The 19,260-nt window shown below is 65.8% G+C and carries 16 protein-coding genes, 1 tRNA gene and 1 pseudogene; 10 read left to right on the top strand and 8 right to left on the bottom strand.

Features of this window, described 5'->3' with window-relative positions; genetic code table 11:
* Nucleotides 1-151 precede the first annotated feature (151 nt).
* The 7 genes from LKO27_RS03915 (at nt 152) to rhaI (ending at nt 7,851) form a co-directional block, all read left to right on the top strand.
* Nucleotides 152-1,663 (top strand): sugar ABC transporter ATP-binding protein, encoded by a 1,512-nt coding sequence (locus LKO27_RS03915; protein ID WP_227735570.1) that lies wholly within the window; start codon nt 152-154, stop codon nt 1,661-1,663.
* Entirely contained in the window at nt 1,660-2,655 is a 996-nt protein-coding gene (locus LKO27_RS03910) for an ABC transporter permease (RefSeq protein ID WP_227735569.1), read from the top strand. Before LKO27_RS03915 ends, LKO27_RS03910 begins: the two co-directional genes overlap by 4 nt.
* Entirely contained in the window at nt 2,652-3,716 is a 1,065-nt protein-coding gene (locus LKO27_RS03905; protein ID WP_227735568.1) for an ABC transporter permease, read from the top strand. The genes LKO27_RS03910 and LKO27_RS03905 overlap by 4 nt, the downstream gene beginning before the upstream one ends.
* 14 nt (nt 3,717-3,730) lie before the next feature.
* A complete protein-coding gene (gene rhaS / locus LKO27_RS03900; protein WP_227735567.1) occupies nt 3,731-4,810 on the top strand; it encodes a rhamnose ABC transporter substrate-binding protein in 1,080 nt (359 codons plus the stop codon).
* A gap of 75 nt (nt 4,811-4,885) precedes the next feature.
* On the top strand, nt 4,886-6,319 hold the full coding sequence (locus tag LKO27_RS03895; RefSeq protein WP_227735566.1) for an L-fucose/L-arabinose isomerase family protein: 1,434 nt from the start codon (nt 4,886-4,888) through the stop codon (nt 6,317-6,319).
* Complete coding sequence (locus tag LKO27_RS03890; protein WP_227735565.1) at nt 6,312-6,677, top strand: L-rhamnose mutarotase; 366 nt, start codon at nt 6,312-6,314, stop codon at nt 6,675-6,677. Before LKO27_RS03895 ends, LKO27_RS03890 begins: the two co-directional genes overlap by 8 nt.
* Before the next feature lie 7 nt (nt 6,678-6,684).
* Complete coding sequence (gene rhaI / locus LKO27_RS03885) at nt 6,685-7,851, top strand: L-rhamnose isomerase (protein WP_227735564.1); 1,167 nt, start codon at nt 6,685-6,687, stop codon at nt 7,849-7,851.
* 55 nt (nt 7,852-7,906) lie between these two features.
* Here rhaI and LKO27_RS03880 read toward each other — a convergent pair whose 3' ends face one another.
* From LKO27_RS03880 to LKO27_RS03860, 5 genes are read right to left on the bottom strand one after another with little or no spacing between them, the layout of a single operon-like run.
* On the bottom strand, nt 7,907-8,458 hold the full coding sequence (locus LKO27_RS03880) for a gluconokinase (protein WP_227735563.1): 552 nt from the start codon (nt 8,456-8,458) through the stop codon (nt 7,907-7,909).
* Nucleotides 8,455-9,684 carry a D-mannonate dehydratase ManD gene (manD, locus tag LKO27_RS03875; protein ID WP_227735562.1) on the bottom strand — a complete coding sequence of 410 codons (1,230 nt, stop codon included), beginning with the start codon at nt 9,682-9,684 and terminating at the stop codon, nt 8,455-8,457. The genes LKO27_RS03880 and manD overlap by 4 nt, the downstream gene beginning before the upstream one ends.
* A 52-nt stretch (nt 9,685-9,736) precedes the next feature.
* Complete coding sequence (locus tag LKO27_RS15505; protein WP_227735561.1) at nt 9,737-11,206, bottom strand: mannitol dehydrogenase family protein; 1,470 nt, start codon at nt 11,204-11,206, stop codon at nt 9,737-9,739.
* Nucleotides 11,203-12,612, bottom strand: a complete 1,410-nt coding sequence (uxaC, locus tag LKO27_RS03865) for a glucuronate isomerase (RefSeq protein WP_227735560.1) — start codon at nt 12,610-12,612, stop codon at nt 11,203-11,205. The genes LKO27_RS15505 and uxaC overlap by 4 nt, the downstream gene beginning before the upstream one ends.
* Before the next feature lie 55 nt (nt 12,613-12,667).
* Nucleotides 12,668-13,684: a LacI family DNA-binding transcriptional regulator gene (locus LKO27_RS03860; protein ID WP_227735559.1), complete on the bottom strand. Its 1,017-nt coding sequence runs from the start codon at nt 13,682-13,684 to the stop codon at nt 12,668-12,670.
* 148 nt (nt 13,685-13,832) lie between these two features.
* Here LKO27_RS03860 and LKO27_RS03855 point away from each other — a divergent pair, with 148 nt between their 5' ends.
* Together LKO27_RS03855 and LKO27_RS03850 are read left to right on the top strand one after the other, a co-directional pair.
* Nucleotides 13,833-14,216 (top strand): phage holin family protein, encoded by a 384-nt coding sequence (locus LKO27_RS03855; RefSeq protein ID WP_227735558.1) that lies wholly within the window; start codon nt 13,833-13,835, stop codon nt 14,214-14,216.
* A gap of 153 nt (nt 14,217-14,369) precedes the next feature.
* Nucleotides 14,370-14,445: transfer RNA gene (locus LKO27_RS03850), tRNA-Pro, on the top strand.
* Between the two features lie 138 nt (nt 14,446-14,583).
* On the opposite strand, the pseudogene LKO27_RS15500 reads toward LKO27_RS03850, so the two are convergent.
* Nucleotides 14,584-14,955 (bottom strand): annotated as a pseudogene (locus tag LKO27_RS15500) (recombinase family protein).
* Nucleotides 14,956-15,114: 159 nt separating this feature from the next.
* Between LKO27_RS15500 and LKO27_RS03840 the strand changes: the two are divergent.
* The gene (locus LKO27_RS03840; RefSeq protein ID WP_227735556.1) at nt 15,115-16,383 is read left to right on the top strand and encodes a competence protein CoiA family protein; all 1,269 of its coding nucleotides are present in this window, start codon (nt 15,115-15,117) and stop codon (nt 16,381-16,383) included.
* An 822-nt stretch (nt 16,384-17,205) separates the two neighbouring features.
* Here LKO27_RS03840 and LKO27_RS03835 read toward each other — a convergent pair.
* On the bottom strand, nt 17,206-18,171 hold the full coding sequence (locus tag LKO27_RS03835; RefSeq protein WP_227735555.1) for a RelA/SpoT domain-containing protein: 966 nt from the start codon (nt 18,169-18,171) through the stop codon (nt 17,206-17,208).
* A complete protein-coding gene (locus LKO27_RS03830; RefSeq protein ID WP_227735554.1) occupies nt 18,171-19,193 on the bottom strand; it encodes a nucleoid-associated protein in 1,023 nt (340 codons plus the stop codon). The genes LKO27_RS03835 and LKO27_RS03830 overlap by 1 nt, the downstream gene beginning before the upstream one ends.
* Nucleotides 19,194-19,260 lie beyond the last annotated feature (67 nt).

The following is a 19,260-nucleotide window of genomic DNA, read 5'->3' as shown; positions in this document are numbered from 1 at the left end:
CCAGAACTCAACTACAAAGGACCCACCGAGCAGCAGCGGCCAAAGGTCTCGATTGGGACTCAATCTGGGGACCCGCGTTGACTACTTCAATCCCGGTGTGGTTCCATCATCCCACACCCTGAATCGTTTCATCCTCATTGTGGAGGAACCCTTGAGCCAAGCAGCAGCACCCATCGTCTCCCTCCGGGACGCCGTCAAGACCTTCGGTCCCGTCGTGGCCCTGGCCGAGGGGACGATCGACCTGTATCCCGGCGAGATCCATGCCCTGGCGGGCGAGAACGGCGCAGGGAAGTCGACCATGGTCAAGATCCTCTCCGGGCTCTACCACCGCGACGCCGGCACGTTCGAGATGGAGGGCAGGCCGGTTGCTTTCCACACCGTCGCCGGCAGCCGCGAGGCCGGCATCTCGGTCATCTACCAGGAACCGACACTGTTTCCGGACCTGACCGTCGCCGAGAACATCTTCGTCGGGCGCCAGCCGCGCGGCAGGTTCGGGATGATCGACCACGGCGCCATGCGGGAACAGGCCGCTGCGATCTTCGCCTCGCTCGAAGTGCCGATCGACCCGGCACGCTCCGCCGCGGGCCTCTCGATCGCCGACCAGCAGATCATCGAGATCGCCAAGGCCATCTCGCTGGATGCGAAGGTCCTCATCATGGACGAGCCCACGGCCGCACTGAGCGGGCACGAGGTGGAGCGCCTGTTCACCGTCGCCAGGGCGATCCGTGACCGCGGTGCCGCGCTCATGTTCATCTCACACCGCATGGACGAGGTCTTCGACCTGTGCGACCGGGTCACGGTCATGCGCGACGGCCGCTACGTCACCTCGTACCTGACGGCTGAGACCACCCCGTCCCAGATCGTGCGGGACATGGTTGGGCGCGACATCGACCAGCTGTTCCCGAAGCTGGACGCGGAGGTCGGGGAACCGGTCCTGACCGTCGAGGGCCTCAATCGCGTCGGCGTCTTCCGCGACATCTCCTTCGAAGTCCGAGCCGGTGAGATCGTCGCGCTCGCGGGTCTGGTGGGAGCCGGCCGTTCCGAGGTGGCCCGCGCCGTGATGGGGATCGATCCGATCGACTCCGGCACCGTGACTCTCCTGGGCAACCGGCTGAAGGCCGGCGATCCCATGGCCGCCATCCGCGGGGGCATCGGCTTCGTGCCGGAGGACCGCCGCAAGCAGGGTCTGGTCATGGAACTGTCTGTTCTGCGCAACATCACCCTGACGCTGCGCGACCGACTCGCCAGGTTCGGCATCATCCGAGCCAGCGACGAGGCGGACGCTGCCGACGAGTGGGCCAAGAAGCTGCAGGTGAAGACCGCCAGCCCCCAGCACTCGGTCTCCACTCTCTCGGGCGGGAACCAGCAGAAGGTGGTCCTCGCCAAGTGGCTGGCCACCAAACCGAAGTTGTTGATCGTCGACGAGCCGACCCGCGGCATCGACGTCGGCACCAAGGCGGAGGTGCACCGCCTGCTTTCCCAGTTGGCCGTCGACGGCGTGGCCGTCCTGATGATCTCCTCCGAACTGCCCGAGGTCCTCGGTATGGCGGACCGCGTTCTGGTGATGTGCGAGGGCGCCATCACCGGCCGCTTCACCCGGGCGGAGGCCACCGCCGAGCGCGTCCTCGAGGCCGCCAGCGACCACGCCGGAGCAGCCGCATGAACGCCGCGAGCAAGGGATGGCGCTCAGTTCTAGGCATGCGGGAGTTCCCCGTCACCATGGCACTGGTCCTGCTCGTGCTGTTCACGTGGCTGGCCAACCCAAGATTCCTGTCCGAGCAGGGCCTGAAGGACCTCCTGCTCAACGCGACCATCATGATGATCATGGCCGCTGGCCAGGCGCTGATCATCTCGACCAAGAGCGTCGACCTGTCCGCGGGATCGATGCTCGGCCTCACCGCGTTTCTCACCGGCACGCTGTTCCACCAGTTCCCTGACATCCCCATCATCGTGGTCTTCCTGGCGGGTACCGCGTTCGGGGCGGTCCTCGGCTCCATCAACGGCGCCCTGGTCACCACCGCACACGTCCCCGCCATGGTCATCACCCTGGGAACGCTGTACGTGTTCCGGGGCGTCAACAACTGGTGGGCCGGATCCACCCAGTACTTCGCTGGCGACCGCCCCGAGGCGTTCGGCAACCTGAGCGTGAGCACCGTCGTCGGAGTCCCGATCATCACGATCATCGCCATCATCGTGATCGTGCTGGTCACCCTGACCCAGCGCTACACCCGGTCCGGAAGAGACCTCTACGCCATCGGATCGGACCCGTCGGCCGCAGTGGTCTACGGCATCCCCGTGGGCAAGCGGGTGTTCTCCGCGTTCGTGCTCAACGGTGCCCTGGTCGGACTGGCCGGCGTGCTCTACGCCAGCCGGTTCAACTCGGTCGGCGCCACCACGGGAACCGGCATGGAACTGGAGGTCGTGGCCGCCGCCGTCGTCGGCGGCGTCGCGATCGTCGGCGGCGTCGGCACCGCGGCAGGAGCCGCCATCGGCGCCCTGCTGCTGACCACCATCACGGGGGCACTCACGGCGGTCGGCGTCGACAAGTTCTGGCAGCAGGCGGTCGTCGGCGCACTGATCCTCGCCTCGATCCTCATCGACCGGCTCGCTGTCCTCCGCCGTGACACCAAGCTCAGGAAGGCGGTAGCGGCATGACCGAGACCGAAACGCTGGTCCTGCCGTCCACCAAGCCTGCCGCGCACGGGCTGCGGCGCCTGTTCACCAGCCGCGACGCCCTCATGACCTACATCCTGGTCGCGTTGGTCCTGTTCGCGGTGCTGATGATCCCCCGGTTCGCGCAGCCCAGGACGGCGACCTTCCTGCTGCTCGACGTCGTCGCCACCCTGCTGATGGCCATGCCGATGACGCTTGTCATGATCAACGGTGACATCGACCTCTCGGTGGCCAGCGTCGCCGGACTCTCCAGCGCGGTCCTCGGCGTCCTCTACGCCGGCGGGACGCCGTTCTGGCTGGCCGTGGTGACGTGCCTGGTCATCGGTCTCGCGTGTGGCGTGTTCAACGGTCTGATGTCGGCGTACGTGGGTCTGCCCGCGCTGGCCGTGACCATCGGCACCCTCGCACTGTTCCGAGGGCTGGCGCTCGTCGTGATCGGTGACAACGCCGTCGCGAACTTCCCCGACGCGGCGACGGCCTACGTCACCTCGCCCCTCGGCGGAACCGGGATCCCGCAGATCGTCATCCCCGTCGCGCTGATAGTGATCGTCTTCGCCGTCGCGCTGCACCTGACCCCCTACGGCCGTGGGCTGTTCGCACTGGGGAACAGCATCGAGGCAGCGCGGTTCGTCGGTGTCAACACCAAGGCCTCGCGGCTGTACGCGCTGGCCGCCTCCGGCTTCATCGCCGCGCTCGCCGGCATCTTCTGGACCCTGCGCTACTCCAGCGCCCGCAGCGACAACGCCACCGGGCTGGAACTGACCGTCATCGCGGCCGTCGTCCTCGGAGGCGTCTCGGTCTTCGGCGGCAGGGGTTCCATCTGGGGCTCGGTCTGTGGCGTCCTCATCATCGGCGTGATCAACTACGCCCTTCGTCTCAACAGGATCCCCGAGGTGGTGCTGGTCACCATCACCGGTCTCCTGCTGATCATCTCCGTCGTGGCCCCGTCGATCGCGGCCTCGTGGAGTTCATGGCGGCACCGCCGCCGAGGTTCCCGGGGTCTGACCCCGGGTACAACATCAGCTGACGCCGTCGGCGTCTGAAAGGAATGGGAAAAATGTCCAGCAAGTACCGCCTGTCAATGAGGATCGGCGCGCTCCTGGCGGTCGCGTCGTTGGCTCTGACCGCCTGCGGCGGGGAGACATCGGAGCCGGGAGCGACCCCGGATGCCACCGACACCGCAGCCACGGGTGACACGGCCGCTCCCCCGGCCGAGGACCTCACCATCACGTTCATCCCCAAGCAGCTCAACAACCCCTACACCGACGTCGTTCTCGGCGGCGGCGAGACCGGTGCCGAGGAGGCGGGCTTCGTCGAGGCCAACGTCGTCGGCCCCCTGGACGCGTCCGCGTCCAGCCAGGTGTCGTTCATCAACGCCGAGACGCAGGCCGGCACCAACGTGATCGTGATCGCGGCCAACGACCCCGATGCCGTCTGCTCGGCACTTGAGGAGGCCCGCGCCGGTGGCGCCAAGATCGTCGCGTTCGACTCCGACGCCAACCCTGACTGCCGCGACGTGTTCGTCAGCCAGGTGGTGGCCGAGGACGTGGCAAAGATCCAGGTGGAGATGATCGCCGAGCAGATCGGCGGGGAGGGCGACATCGCCATCCTCTCGGCCACCGCGAACGCCACCAACCAGAACGAGTGGATCAAGTTCATGGAGGAGGAGTTGGCGAGCAACCCTGACTACGCCGACATCAACCTCGTGGCGAAGGTCTACGGCGACGACGACGACACCAAGTCGTTCCAGGAGGCCCAGGGACTCCTGCAGGCCCACCCGGACCTCAAGGGCATCATCTCCCCCACCACCGTCGGCATCGCAGCCACCGCACGTTACCTGTCGACGTCGGAGTACAAGGGCAAGGTCGCACTCACCGGACTCGGCCTGCCCAACGAGATGCGCTCGTTCGTGAAGGACGGGACCGTCACCGAGTTCGCACTCTGGGATCCGGCACAGCTGGGCTATGTGTCCGCCTACGCGGGCATGGCACTGGCCACCGGTGAGATGACCGGAGCCGTCGGCGACAAGTTCACCGCCGGAGAGATGGGCGAGCGCGAGGTCGGCGAGAACAGCGTCATCATCGTCGGTCCCCCGGTTCGCTTCAACGCGGACAACATCGACGACTACGACTTCTGAGCCATCGGCCCGCCGGATCCTTCCCCCGAGGATCCGGCGGGCCCCACCCCGCCACAGCAACCAAGAAGGACGACCATGGGCACGGACGCTCTCGACAACCTGCCGAAACCGGCACGCCCAGCTCTGCGGATCGGGCTGGTCAGTGGTGGACTGGGCGCCTACTGGGACCAGTTCCCCCACCTGCTGCCACAACTCAAGGAGTGCGTGGCCTACGTGGCCGGCCGCTTCGAGGAACTGGACGCCGAGGTCGTCGACGCGGGGTTCGTGTCGGACCCGCACGACTCGCTCGCCGCCGCTGAGAAGCTGCGTCTGGCCGACTGTGACCTCGTGGTCATCCACCTGACCACCTACCTGACCTCGTCCATGGTGCTGCCCATCGCGCAGCGCGTCGGAGCGCCGGTGCTGTGCATCGACCTGCAGCCCACCGAGAAGATGGACCACAACACTTTCGGCACCGGTGAGTGGCTGGCCTACTGCGGCCAGTGCCCGGTCCCCGAGATGGCCAACACGTTCCGCCGGGCCGGCATCGAGTTCCGCTCAGTCAGCGGATGGCTCCGTCAGGACCGGGCGTGGGAGCGGATCCTGCAGTGGGTGCGTGCCGCCGGCGCGCGTTCGCGCCTGCGCCGTGCCCGTCATGGTCTGATGGGGCACCTCTACCCGGGCATGCTCGACGTCTCCACCGACCTCACGACGGTCTCCACCACCTTCGGCAGCCACGTCGAGGTCCTGGAGTTCGACGACCTGCGCGAGCGCGTGATGGCCGTCGAGGCCTCCGAGATCGACGAGCGGATGGACCTGGCCCGCCAGGTGTTCACGCTGGATGATTCGGTCGTCGACGAAGACTTCCGCTGGGCCGCGCAGGTGTCGGTCGGGCTGGACCGCCTGGTGGCGGACTTCGACCTTGACTCCCTGGCCTACTACCATCGCGGGCTGGCTGGCGAACTGCATGAGCGTCTTGGTGCAGGCATGATCCTGGGCGCTTCCCTGCTCACCGCCCGCGGGGTTCCGATGGCGGGTGAGTACGAACTGCGCACCTCCGTTGCGATGCTGATCGCCCAGAGCCTCGGCGCCGGCGGCTCCTTCACAGAAATCCAGGCACTCAACTACCTCGACGAGGTGGTGGAGATGGGACACGACGGCCCCGCCCACCTCGCCATCTCCGCCAACAAGCCGCTGCTCCGGGGCCTGGGGGTCTACCACGGCAAGCGCGGGTGGGGCGTATCCGTCGAGTTCGACGTCGCCCACGGTCCGGTCACCACACTGGGCCTCGGACAGCACCGGGACGGCTCGTACGTGCTGGTGACCTCCGAGGGCACTGTCGTCGACGGCCCGCTGCTGCAGATCGGAAACACCACCTCCCGCGTCGACTTCGGACGCGACCCCGGCGAGTGGGTGGACCACTGGAGCACCACAGGCGTCGGACACCACTGGGCGCTGTGCACCGGCCACCAGGCGGCCACCGTCGCGGCTGCCGCATCACTTCTTGGAATCGAGCACCGACATGTCTGAACTTCGCCGTTATTGCCTGTACGCGCAGGTGGACCCCGCCCGCCTCGACGAGTACAAGCAGCGCCACGCCGCCGTCTGGCCCGAGATGCTGCGCGCCCTCAAGGACTCGGGCTGGCACAACTACTCCCTGTTCCTCCGGCCGGACGGGTTGCTCATCGCCTACGTGGAGAGCGAGGACCTGGCGGCCGCGCAGGCGGCCATGGCCGCCACGGAGGTGAACGCGCGCTGGCAGGCCGAGATGAGCGCGTTCTTCGTCGGCCTGGACTCCACCCCGGACGTCGGCTTCCAGCCGATCGAAGAGGTCTTCCACCTGGAGACCCAACTTGAGAGCGTCACCGATGCTCAGAAGGAGAGCTGAGAACACCATGACCATCCCCCAAGAGACCCTGGACATCCTGGCTCGCCAGAGCATCGAGGTGCCGTCCTGGGCCTACGGAAACTCGGGCACGCGCTTCAAGGTGTTCGGCACGCCCGGCACCCCCCGGACGGTCCAGGAGAAGCTGGCCGACGCCGCCCAGGTGCACAAGTACACCGGGCTCGCACCCGCAGTGGCGCTCCACATCCCCTGGGACAAGGTGGAGGACTACGCCGAACTCCGGCGCTACGCCGAGGATCTGGGAGTTGGCCTCGGCACGGTCAACTCCAACACGTTCCAGGATGACATCTACAAGTTCGGGTCCCTGACACATTCTGATCCCGCGGTGCGGCAGCAGGCCGTCGACCACCACCTCGAGTGCCTCGACATCATGGACGCCACCGGCTCCCGTGACCTCAAGATCTGGCTCGCCGACGGCAGCAACTACCCCGGCCAGGTGAGCATCCGTGCCCGGCAGGACCTGCTCCACGACTCGCTGGTGAAGATCTACGAACGCCTGGGTGAGGACCAGCGTCTCGTCCTGGAGTACAAGTTCTTCGAGCCGGCGTTCTACCACACCGATGTCCCGGACTGGGGCACCTCCTACGTCCAGGTCGCCGCCCTGGGTGACAAGGCGATGGTCTGCCTGGACACCGGGCACCACGCGCCCGGCACCAACATCGAGTTCATCGTGGCCCAGCTGCTGCGGCTCGGCAAGCTCGGCTCGTTCGACTTCAACTCACGCTTCTACGCCGACGACGACCTCATCGTCGGGGCCGCGGATCCCTTCCAGCTGTTCCGGATCATGTTCGAGGTGGTCAACGGGGGTGGCCTTGATGAGGACAGTCCCGTCGCCTTCATGCTGGACCAGTGCCACAACATCGAGGACAAGATCCCCGGCCAGATCCGCTCCGTGCTGAACGTGCAGGAAATGACCGCCAAGGCCTTGCTGGTGGACCGCGAGGCGTTGGCCGAGGCACAGCACTCGGGCGACGTGCTGGGGGCCAATGGGATCCTGATGGACGCCTTCTACACCGACGTCCGCGCGGATCTGGCGCAGTGGCGCGTGTCGCGCGGGTTGCCCGCCGATCCGATGCGGGCGTTCGCCGAATCGGGATACCTGGCCAAGATCTCCGAGGAGCGCGTCGGTGGCCAGCAGGCAGGCTGGGGAGCCTGAGGGAGGTTCCCTGACCCTCGACCAGCTCGGGGACGCGAGTTGGGGAAGAGTCCGGTCAGGCTTCTGGCCGGCTCTCCCGCAGCCAGTCCGCTGCGGTCTGGACGATGACGCTCGGGTGTTCGATGATGTCGAAGACCCGACCTTGCTCATCATCTCCGAGCAGTTCGAGGGTCGCAAGCTGCGAGTCCAGGAGGCTGGCCGGCATGAAGTGCCCGGGCCTGACCTGCATCCGCTCCCAGAGCAGTTCCTTGGTGCCGTGCAGGTGCACGAAGATGGTGTCCGGCGCCCCGGCGCGGATGATGTCCCGGTAACTCCGCTTGAGGGCGGAGCAACCCAGCACCAGGGTCCGGCCCTGGCTTCGGGCCTCGCCCAGTCGGGCGCCGCACTCCGCGAGCCACGGCGCGCGATCGTCGTCGTCGAGGGGAATGCCGCGGCTCATCTTGTCGATGTTGGCCTGTGGGTGCAGGGCGTCACCATCGAGGAACGCGCCCTGCAGTTCCGCAGCCAGCAGCGCCCCGACGGTGGACTTCCCGCAGCCGGACACCCCCATGACGACCACGCGGAAACCCGCGGCCTCGGCCGCGGGCTCCGCATCATGAATGGTCACCAGTCGTGGACCGTTCCGTCGACGAGCCGGTTGTAGGGCAGGTAGGCCTGCTGATACGGGAACGACTCAGCGGCCTCCACGTTGAACTCGACGCCCAGGCCGGGGTTGTCACCCGGGTGCAGGTAACCGTCGATGAACGTCATGGACTGCTCGAACACCTGGTTGGTGGCGTCGGAGTGCTGCATGTACTCCTGGATGCCGTAGTTGTGGATGGAAAGCCCGACGTGCAGCTGTGCGGCGAACCCGATGGGAGAGATGTCCGTGGGACCGTGGAATCCGGACTTGATCTGGTACTGCTCGGCGTAGGCCATCACCTTCTTCAACGGCGAGATGCCACCGAAGTGGGTGGAAGCGGCCCGCACGTAGTCGATGAGCTGTTCCTTGATGAGCAGCTGGAAGTCCCAGATGGTGTTGAAGATCTCGCCGATGGCCAGTGGCGTGGTGGTGTGGTTGCGCACGTGGCGCAGCCCCTCCTGGTTCTCGGCAGGGGTGCAGTCCTCGAGCCAGAACAGGTCGTAGGGCTCCAGCGCCTTGCCCAGCTTGGCAGCCTGGTTCGGGGTCATCCGGTGATGTCCGTCATGGAGCAGCGGGAGCTCGGGTCCGAACTCGTTGCGCACGGCCTCGAAGACCGTGGGCAGGTGGCGCAGGTACGCACGCGTGTCCCAGTCCTCCTCCGTGGGGAACGCCCCGCGCCCGGCCGGCTCGTAGTCGTAGCGCGCGCCGGAGGCCTGCGCCTGGGCGGCCACGCCGTAGACGGCCTTGATGCCGGGAACTGCGGTCTGGACCCGGACCGACTTGTAGCCGAGCTCAAGGTGCTCATTGATGGAGTCGAACAGCGACGGCAGGTCGGTGCCTGAGGCGTGGCCGTAGGCGCGCAGACCGCGGCGGGAAGCGCCCCCGAGCAACTGGTAGACCGGCAGGTTGGCCACCTTGCCCTTGATGTCCCACAGTGCCATGTCGACTGCGGCGATCGCCGCCATCGTGACCGGGCCCCGCCGCCAGTACGAGGAGCGGTAGAGGAACTGCCAGGTGTCCTCGATCAGGTGGGGATCCTTGCCGATCAGGAGCTGGGCGACGTGGTCCTTGAGGTAGCTGGCGACGGCGAGCTCACGGCCGTTGAGCGTGGCGTCGCCGATGCCGACGAATCCCTCGTCGGTCTCCACGCGCAACGTGACGAAGTTCCGCGACGGGCTGGTCACGAATACTTCGGCCTTGGTGATCTTCATTCACTGTTCCTTTCGGCGGTGGCGCTGCCGTGCGCCGGTGGTGGCTGGCTGTTCAGTCCTTGAAGGTCCCGCGGAGGGACTTGAGCGCAGCCACGACGGCGTCGTCGGCAGCCAGGTTCTCGTCGATCACCGCAAGCAGGGCGCGGGTCTGTTCGTCGTTGCCGGCGGCGATCGCGATGCGCGGGCCGGCTGGGTCCTTGACGGTCTCACCCGCGGTCACCTGTTCGGTGACCCGGTCCATCCAAGCGGCGACAGGCCGCAGGGCAGCCGTCCCGTCACGCCCGGCTTCCCTCTCGGCTGCGAAGACCGGGAGCGCACGTGCCGCGAGCTTGAGCGAACCATCCATGCCGATCTGGGCGAGGTAGTGCGCGATCCGCGGATTGTTGAACCGCTCGCGGAGCGCTGCGCGATAACCGGGGATGTCCAGGACAGGGTCGGTGAGGTGGTTGGCCGCGGCGTCCCAGAACTGCTCCACCCACTCCGAGACCTTGGGGTCGGAAAGGGCTGCGGCGACGGTGGCGTGCCCGCGCAGCGCCCCCGCATACGCCATGAGCGAATGCGAACCGTTGAGCAGCCAGAGCTTGCGTCGCTCGAAGGCCTCCAGGTCATCGACGATGACCGCGCCCGCGTTCTCCCACGCCGGGCGACCACCGGGGAAGTCGCCGGCGAGCACCCAGGACGAGAACGGTTCGGTGATGACCGGTGAGGCATCCTCATACCCGGTGGCCTCGGCCACCGCCTGCCGGTCCTCATCGGTGGTGCGGGGAGTGATGCGGTCGATGGAGGTGTCCACGAACGAGACGTTCTCACTGATCCAGTTGGCCAGCAACGGGTCCACCAACTCGGCGATCCCGAGCACGGCGGCCTTGGCGGCAGTGCCGTTGCTGGGAAGGTTGTCGCACGGGACGATGGCGATGGGCCAGCCGTCGGCGGCGCGGCGCGCGGCCAGGCCGACGACCAGGCGCGCGGGAGCGGTCTTCACCTTGCGGCCGTCGAAACCGTGACCGAGGGTGAAGTGGGTGGTCTCGTAGTTCTGGCAGAGGGCGGCGACGTCGGATCTGACCTGTTCGTCGTCGACGTCCAACTCGGTGTTCCCCGGGCGCAGCCGGTAGCCGGCCTCCGTGATCGTGAGGGTGACGATCCCGACCTCCGCCTGGGCCATCAGGGTGGCGAGCGTGGTGAGGTCGGCGCCGTCATGGGCCTCCACGAGATGGCTGATGATGGTCATCTTGTCCTCGACGGGGCCACGCTCGACGAGCGTGTAGAGACCATCCTGCGCGGACAGCGTCTCGGCCGCCTCCGGGCTACGCCCCGTGAAGGAGGCGATTCCCCAGCCGTCGTGGGCCTGCTCGGTGTACCAGACTTGGTGTGCCCGGTGGAAGGCACCCAGACCGAGGTGCACGATCCGGACCCGCGGCCGCTCGCCTGCGTCGTAGGTGGTGGCGTTGAGGGGTTGGGCGCCGACGGCGGTGGCCGTCTCTCCGGCGGGCACCGTGTCTGCAAGGGGTTTGGTGGCGGTCACAGCTTGAAGACCCTTCTGGGCGATGCGTCAACGAGGTCGACGATGATTTCGGCAGCGCGTTCCTCTGTGATCCTGTGCTCGGCCACCAGCCTGGCGAGGAAGCCAGCCTCTACCCTGCGGCTGGCGTCATGCCTGGCCGGGATGGAGCAGAACGCGCGGGTGTCGTCGATGAATCCGGACGACCGGGAGAAACCAGCGGTCTCCGTGACCGCGGCTCGGAAGCGCATCATGGCGTCCGGCGCGTCCAGGAACCACCACGGTGCGCCGATGTAGACACTCGGGTAGAAGCCGGCCAGCGGAGCCAGTTCGCGGGAATAGACCGTTTCATCGATGGTGAACGGCAGGAAGTGGAAGCCCGGAGCGGTTCCGAAGTCCGCCAGCAGCGGCTTCAGACCTGTCGAGAAGTCAACGGCGTGGGGGATGTCGGCGCCCGTGTCCGGGCCGAAGGTCTCCAGCGTGGCGGGGTGGGTGTCGCGATGGACACCGGCATGCATGGTCATCACGAGGCCGTCGTCCACGGCCATGGCGGCCTGCGCGTACATCATGTGGGCCTCGAACGCGAGCGCCTCCGCGTACGTGGCGGAGCCTGCAACGCCCTTGTCGAACAGGGCGGCTGCGTCGTCACGGCCAAGCTTGAGGGTGTTTGCGGTCTGTGTGCCGTGGTCGGACGAGACCGCGCCGTGCTCGACGAAGTAGCGACGGCGGTTCGCCATGGCCGTGAGGTAGCCGTCGTAGCCGGACTTCCCGTCGCCCGCGGCCTGGATGAGGCGGTCGACGTTGTCGGCGAAGCCCTTGGCCCAGAACTTGATGTAGGCATCCGGACGGAAGGTGGGCAGGACGCGGGGCTGGAACGACTCGTCCGCAGCAATCACGTCATGCGAGGCGAGGTCGGCCAACGGGTCATCGGTGGTCGCGAGCACCTCGATGCCGAACTGCTCCATCAGCGCCCTCGGGCGGAACCCCGGCTCGTCGATCTTGACCTGGATGGCGTCGTAGACCTCGTCGGCCGACTCCTCGCGGATGTCGAGGTCGTCAACGCCGAAGACCGTGACGAATTCCTGGCGCAGCCAGTAGCCCGAAGCGGTGCCGTCGTAGAGCGGCCAGTGGCGGCAGAAGGTGCGCCAGGCTTCACGCGGGCTGGCTCCTTCGGAGCCTCCAACCCGCAGTTGGTCCAGCGGGACACCGGCGGAGTGCATTACCCGGGTCACGTAGTGGTCCGGGCTGATCAGTAGGGCGGTCGGGTCCGGGAACGGAGCGTCATCAGCGATGATGGCGGCGTCGACGTGACCGTGGGGGGAGATGATCGGCAGGCTCTCCACTTCCGTGTGGAGGCGACGTGCGATCTCTCGCACCCCGGGGTCTGCGGGCAGGAGCCGATCGGGGTGGTTCGCGATTGCAGAGGGCATGGGGACATGCTTCTGAATACCACCCCTTGTGGGCAACAAGTTGCCGCCGGTTGCCTCACCCACGGGGTTTGCCCGTCGATCCGCGCATCACCAGACGCGTCGGGAGAACGATCGGTTTGAACGGATCGGGCACATTTCCGTTCGACAGGCCGAGCAGATGCCGGACCGCCGTGACACCCAGGGCGTGCAGCGGAGCGGCGACGCTCGTGAGTCCGGGCGTCGTGAGGCCGGCGAAGGCCGAGTTGTCGAAACCGACGACGGAGATGTGTCCCGGGACGTCGCAGCCGAGTTCCTGGGCGCGCATCATGAACCCGAGGGCAAGTTGGTCGTTGTAGCCGACGACAGCCGTGGCGCTCGAGGCGAGCACGGTTTCTGCGACGGCGGCACCACCCTCACGCGTGGGCGCCGGGCTCTCGACGAGACTGACCGTGAGCCCGAGTTCCATGGCTCCCTCTTTGAGTGCCCGCCAGCGCATGCCGTGGGCCCACGACGCGTCCGGTCCGCCGAGGTAGGCGATGTCCTGATGCCCCAGCTCACCCAGATGCTCGATCGCACGACGCATGCCACGCGCGTTGTCGGTCACGACGCTCGCGACCCCGGTCACGCCACGGTTCATCACCAGGGTCGGCTTCTGCTTGGCCATCGCCCGGATCGCCGAGTCCGACATGCGCGAGCTGCTGAGCACGATGCCGTCGACCATCCCGACCACCCGCTCCAGCGCCTCGCGCTCCACGATGGCCGATTCGCGCGTGTGCGCCAGAAGCGTCGTGTACTTGTTGCGCGCGGCCTCCTCCTCGGCGCCTCGGATCATGTCGAAGAAAACCGGGTTGGTGATGTCTGCGACGACCAGCGCGATGGTCCCGTGCCGCTGGGCGCCCTCCCCGAGTTTGACGCGGAGTTCGACGGAGCGGTACCCAAGCCGGGTGGCGACGGACTTGATCCGCTCGGCCGTGGCGAAACTGACACGACCCGGACGCGCGAACGTGCGCGACACGGTTGAGGCGGAGACTCCGGCGGCCCGCGCGACGTCGTAGATCGTCACCGGCTTGGTGACATCTTCGTCTTCTCCCATTCCAACATTGTCGACCATAGATCCCAATGATGCTGCAACCGGCGGCAACAAGCGTGTTCACGGTCCCGCTATCCGGGCCACGTGGGCGTGGCGCTCCTGTCCACTGAGCCCGTCCCCGTCGCCCCCTCCAATGGGTAGCCTTGCCAGCATGCAACTCGTACTGAAGTTGATCGCTGGAGCCCTGGCCACCGCGCTGGCCGTTTGGCTTGTCCCCGGAATCACCATCACTGCGTCCGACAGCGGCGAGTACATCTTCACCCTGCTGGCGGTGGCCGCCATCCTGGGGGTGGTCAACGCGGTGGTGAAACCATTCGCCAAGGTCGTCGGGTTCTGCCTGATCGTGCTGACCCTCGGGCTGTTCCTCGTGGTGATCAACGCGTTGATGCTACTGCTCGTGTCCTGGCTGTCGGCCCAGCTGGGACTCGGCTTCGCGGTGGACGGGTTCTGGCCGGCGCTCTTCGGCTCGATCATCATCACGATTGCCACTGCTCTGGTCGGCGGCATCTTCGGAGTCAACGACAAGAAGTCCTGACGCACCTCGCCGTCTGCCTCCGGACGCCAGAGTGCGACTGTCTGCCTCGGCGCCGCGGTCGTGGCGCGCAGCCCGACCCCGCTCGGACGTCGCTCACGTTGGCTTCGAACCCTTCCGGTGCAGTAGACTCGCCGGAGCCCGCTCGCGGGTGGACGGGGCGTAGCGTAGTGGCTAGCGCGCCTGCTTTGGGAGCAGGAGACCGCAGGTTCGAGTCCTGTCGCCCCGACCATCGAACGCCTAGTCAACCGGACACTCGCGGGGACAGGTGTCATTTCGTGCCAGATCCGTGCCAGTTCGCATGCAGGGTGGTGGCCCACGCTGAGCGTGTTGTGGCACGTGGTCAAGTGGTTGATCCCCATTCCGGCGTCTAGGGGCTGTTGAGCTTTACGAGGTAGCGGTACATGTCTGCCCGTGCTGCCGACCTGGCTACCGCGAAGGGTTGACCTCGCTCGTCGTGGGCATAGCGCAGGCCGGCGCCGCGTTCGGTGAGGTCCTGGACGAGGTTGACCAGGTCCCGCAGGTCACGGCCGAGCCGGTCCAGTTTCCAAACCACGACGGTGTCGCCGGGGCGGACCGCTTCCAATCAGACAGCTAGTTGGGGTCGGTCGTCTAGTTTTCCGAGGGCGTGGTCCTCGTAGAGGTGGTCTGTGGTGACGCCGGCAGCTTCGAGGGCGTCACTCTGCAACAATGTGCTTTGCGTCCCGTCCGCTTCCGGCACGCGCGCGTACCCGACCAGCATCCCGCAACCCTCTGTTACCTAAACGAACGTTTCTGTGGCACCCCACCTGTGGCTCCAGACCATGCGCAGGGTGTCACTCAAGTCGTCACGCAGTCCATGTCACGTCAACCCACGTTGACGGCACTTTAGTAACACCCTCCCCATCTGTAACCTGCCGGTATGGATGTCCGGTTCCTGTGGGGAGTTAACCGCCGAACCGGCGACCCGTGGTTCCTGCCCGACGACACCGCCATCACCAACCGTGACCACGTCAAAGCCCACATCGGCTGCCCCGTCCCCGGCTGCGACGCACCCTTGACGACGGTGTCCCTCAGCCGCGGCCGTGACCATCTGCGGCACCTCACTCACGGTCTCGCCGTGCACAGCCTCGAGTCCCGAGTCCATTCGCAGGGCTGCTCGGCCGTGCACGCCTGGCTGCAGGACCGGTACCCGCGCTCGAAGGTGACCCGGGAGGAGTACACCACCGCTGACGGGGAACGCCGAGCCGACGTCCTCCTCACGGGAACGAGGGGTGACCGGGTCGCGTTCGAGGTGCAGTACTCGCCCCTGACACCGAACGCATGGCGGGCACGGCACCACTCATACCTGCAGCAAGGGATCGTCGACGTGTGGCTGTTCGGGTCGACGACCGCGAAGATCGACAAGGTCGGCTGGTTCACACCAGCACCGATGCATGAGGCGTCGCTGCAGACCGGAGCTCCACTGCTGCTGATCGACGCCACGTCCCCCGCCGACGTCACCGTCACCGTCGTCGCCAGCCGCACCTGGCTGCCGGACCCAGCCGACTACGACATCGACCACGGCAACTGCAAGCCGACGTGGGAGCCTGGCGCAGCCACGACAGTGATCCAGGACCGCGCCGGCATGGTGGCCACGTCCACGCACCCTCTCGTCGAGTTCGACGCACACCCCGACTGGGGGATCACCCATCCGCCGTTGGAGGGGTTGCGTGCCCGCACGAAGCAGTTGAACTCTGCCCGCGGCGCCATCGCGGGCTGGGAACGGAAGAAGACGGAGCGGTACGCCGCCCTCCACGCCCGCCGAGAAGCGCAGGTGCGTCACATCGGCGAGCTCCTGGAGGCTCACCGCGGTGACTGGGCAGGCAGCGCACTCCACCGCGCGATCAGCGCGTACTGGCGGGACGGGCAGTATCTGAAGGGCCGCATCGACGTCGCCGACGGTGTCCTCGAGCAGTGGCAGAGCATCATCTACTTCACCCGGATCGCTGGCCGGCAGAGAACGCAGTTCACCGTCAAGGATGCGTTCAGTGAGATCCGCCAGCGCGGTATCCGCATCGAGAGCCAGTCACCGTTCCAGACAATCTCGGCGTGGCTGCGACACCTGTACGACCTCGACCTCGTGGACAAGGCCCCCGGTGAGGACGGGTACCCCGTGTACTGGGCGGTCACCGCCGGGTCGATGTGGTGACCGCGACGCACCCCTGCAGCTGACGGGTGGTGCGTTGCACTGGTTCGAGTCCAGTCCGGGGAGCAGACAAAGGACGCTGTGATAAGGGGAAACACTTCTCACTGCGAAACTTGGGCAGGAACAGGGCAGGTTTTCAAGTCGAAGACCTGCCCCTCTTGGTGAGCTGCTCCGGTAGAGCAAGGATGCCCCCCCACCACGACCCACCACTTCCCCTCAGTTCACAGGTCGAGCCAGACCAGCAGCAAACCAGCGACGGCCAGCCGCTCATCCCCCGAACGGCCATGTGAGACGTCATCCCCCGTACGCCGCCAGCTGCAACCACTGCCTGCCCCAAAAGTCGTGTCGCGCGCTCGCTGCGATCATAAAGGCGAGACTCGTCTCTGTGGAGGTTGGCATCATACCCGCGGGGAGCAGCTAGCTACCCACATCGTCCTGCCGGACAAGACCCCAGTTGGACCGGCTGCTGCCGCTGATCCGCGAACGTACGAGAGCGGCTAGATGCGTCTCTGCAAACTCGCTGACCGTCGGGGTGTTAATGGGAGTCTCCTGGCGCTTGGACAGAAGCCAGCGCGCTACCGCATCCCTATTCCCCCCGCTGCGTGGCCAGGAACTGTCATCTTTCCGTGCATCGGATCCAGGATGCAGGGAAACCGGTTGGCTCGGCGGTGGCGTCGGACTTTGCCGAGGGCTTTTTGTGCTCGGCGTCAGATCCAGTCTTCAGCCACAGGCGCCTCCAATAACGGCCCCAGTGCGGATGGTATGAGTGTTGCTTGCCGCGGGATTGCTTGCGCGAAGCCAAGCGGTGCTCGGCTGGATTGCCGCCTAGCGTAGGGCCTCGAAAGCCTCAACCATCGGATCTACCTCAGCTCTATAGTTGGAATGTTCGACGGCCGCAAGAAGCTGCTGAGGCCGACGCACGGCCCGCTCCGCTATGAGTACGGCCTCGGGCTCGTGGTATATCCAGTCGACCTCCTCTACGTACTCGTCCGAGCTGTTCAGATGTTCACTGAAGATGCGAATAAGATCTGCTTCGGTCTCGTTGACGAAGGCTTCAATCTGGGCCGGTAGCGAGTCAGCATCTTCGACAAAAACGGTGAGGAGGGTTTCCAGTAGACCCTCTGGCCTTGAGGTTGATGTCTGCCCTTTCGTAAGGCGTTCGGAGGTGGTTATCAGGCTCTCATACAGACGATCTTTCGCGAACTCCGGATCCTCACGCCGTTTGCGCTCCACTTCTCCCACCTCCTGGTCGAAGAGCTCAGTAAGAACGATGAGGCGATTGAGTTTACGCTGCATGTCCTCAGTTGGAGGTACGACAGTCTTGTACTTGAAGCGGTGGTCGACCACGTACCAGGCGTCGACAGCCGACGTCCGAACTTGGACCTCAATCTTGAGAGGTTGGCCTTTGCTGTCGGTGACGTCGTGGGAGTACAGGTCAAACTGCTTCGACCTATACTTCAGTTCGTGCGGTTCACACAGCTTGTCGTCAAGGACGGGATGCCACTGGTCTTGCTCCGAAAGCCACACGGTGAATTGATCGGCTCCGGCTGGAGTCGGGAAGATGGCCTTGAAGGCGACTAGATCGCCGAGCGAGTCCCATGTTCTGGGGGAATCAGGATTCCGTCGAAGCTTGCCGTAAACGCTCCTGTAGGACTTGATCCGGCCAGACACGCGGGCGCCCCGGTCGAACTGCTCAGCCTGCGGTAGCAGGCGGTCCAGCCAGACGTCGTATGCCGCCTGAAGAGACGGCTCCTCTGCCTCATACCGAGCCCAAACCTCGCCGCTAGGCACTAGTCGTCCATCTTTGGCGCACTGCCGTACTGGTACCTCGTGACCCGGCCACGGATCTGGATGGTCACGGAGTCGTCCTCCTGTGCCACGATCTTGAGGTCTCCTCTCTCCAAAGCGAGAGAGTTGGCCGATACAATCACACCGTGAGCGTATAGGCGCAGGCCGCCGCCGCGTCCAGGCACGAGGGACAGGTTCTTTGAGACGACGTTCTTCCGAAGGTCCTCAGGCAGGTCATCGATGAAGGCGTCCCTGTCCTCTGGTTCGAGGAACTGCTGGGCGAACTCGGTGGCTTGGAACGTGTCGGCAGGGGACTGTATGTATGCGGTGACGGCTTGAACGTATTTCATCCGCTTCGCCTCGTCGGTTATCCCCGAACTGAAGAAGTCCAGGGCCCCGTCCATGAAGGCCTTCGTCTGGACTTCCGCGTCGTCGGCCAACCGGCAACCCAAGAAGGCGGAGAGGAAGAACGCAGCATATGCGTCACCGTTCTGTTGATCAACCATCTGACCGATGAGCGTCCCGTCGGCGCCGCCTGTGAGCACAGCCACCTTGTAAACGCGCGTGTTCTGTCCGACTACTAGGTCATCCAAGAGTTGAAGCCCAAAGACGCCGTCACGCTTCTGGAGGCGAATTCCGGCCTGGTGCTCGGCCTTCATGATCAGAAGGGATTGCGAGGCGCCCTCTTTGACGATAGCGACGATTAGGATCCCCGCTGGACTATTGCCGGTTTGTGCTGCGAAGAGGTTCTGAGCGATCCCTTGGGAGGTGTCTACGAAGCGCTTGTCGGGGTCGGTCATGGCGTCCCGAACAAGCTGCGGCGTCGAAGATGAAATCCTGTCGTCTTCAACGATCTGGCGGGGACCCTTTAGCGCGAAGGCGACCATGCTTTCTTCAATGAAGCGCTTCGTTCTCGCGTCCAAATGCAGTTCGGCGGAGGAAGTCTCTACCTGATCCTTTGCCCCTGCCGCGTACTTCCCCCGAGGGATCTCATGGACAATCGCTCGAACGATCTTGTGAGTCACGTGCTTCCTCGCAGACTTCTCTAACTCCCTGCGGGTGAGGCTATCAGGAACACATGCTGAGGGATGC

The organism is Tessaracoccus sp. OS52 (assembly GCF_020687685.1).
Lineage (GTDB): Bacteria > Actinomycetota > Actinomycetes > Propionibacteriales > Propionibacteriaceae > Arachnia.
The sequence above is the reverse complement of the archived record's forward strand: the minus strand, read 5'-3'. Positions and strand labels throughout refer to the sequence as shown.

What these genes read in the sequence shown, in the direction of transcription:
- LKO27_RS03910 (WP_227735569.1), top strand. Translation starts at nt 1,660, where the DNA reads ATGAACGCCGCGAGCAAGGGATGGCGCTCAGTTCTAGGCATGCGGGAG.
- LKO27_RS03905 (WP_227735568.1), top strand. Translation starts at nt 2,652, where the DNA reads ATGACCGAGACCGAAACGCTGGTCCTGCCGTCCACCAAGCCTGCCGCG.
- rhaS (WP_227735567.1), top strand. Translation starts at nt 3,731, where the DNA reads ATGTCCAGCAAGTACCGCCTGTCAATGAGGATCGGCGCGCTCCTGGCG.
- LKO27_RS03895 (WP_227735566.1), top strand. Translation starts at nt 4,886, where the DNA reads ATGGGCACGGACGCTCTCGACAACCTGCCGAAACCGGCACGCCCAGCT.
- LKO27_RS03890 (WP_227735565.1), top strand. Translation starts at nt 6,312, where the DNA reads ATGTCTGAACTTCGCCGTTATTGCCTGTACGCGCAGGTGGACCCCGCC.
- rhaI (WP_227735564.1), top strand. Translation starts at nt 6,685, where the DNA reads ATGACCATCCCCCAAGAGACCCTGGACATCCTGGCTCGCCAGAGCATC.
- manD (WP_227735562.1), bottom strand. Translation starts at nt 9,684, where the DNA reads ATGAAGATCACCAAGGCCGAAGTATTCGTGACCAGCCCGTCGCGGAAC.
- uxaC (WP_227735560.1), bottom strand. Translation starts at nt 12,612, where the DNA reads ATGCCCTCTGCAATCGCGAACCACCCCGATCGGCTCCTGCCCGCAGAC.
- LKO27_RS03860 (WP_227735559.1), bottom strand. Translation starts at nt 13,684, where the DNA reads ATGGGAGAAGACGAAGATGTCACCAAGCCGGTGACGATCTACGACGTC.
- LKO27_RS03855 (WP_227735558.1), top strand. Translation starts at nt 13,833, where the DNA reads ATGCAACTCGTACTGAAGTTGATCGCTGGAGCCCTGGCCACCGCGCTG.
- LKO27_RS03840 (WP_227735556.1), top strand. Translation starts at nt 15,115, where the DNA reads ATGGATGTCCGGTTCCTGTGGGGAGTTAACCGCCGAACCGGCGACCCG.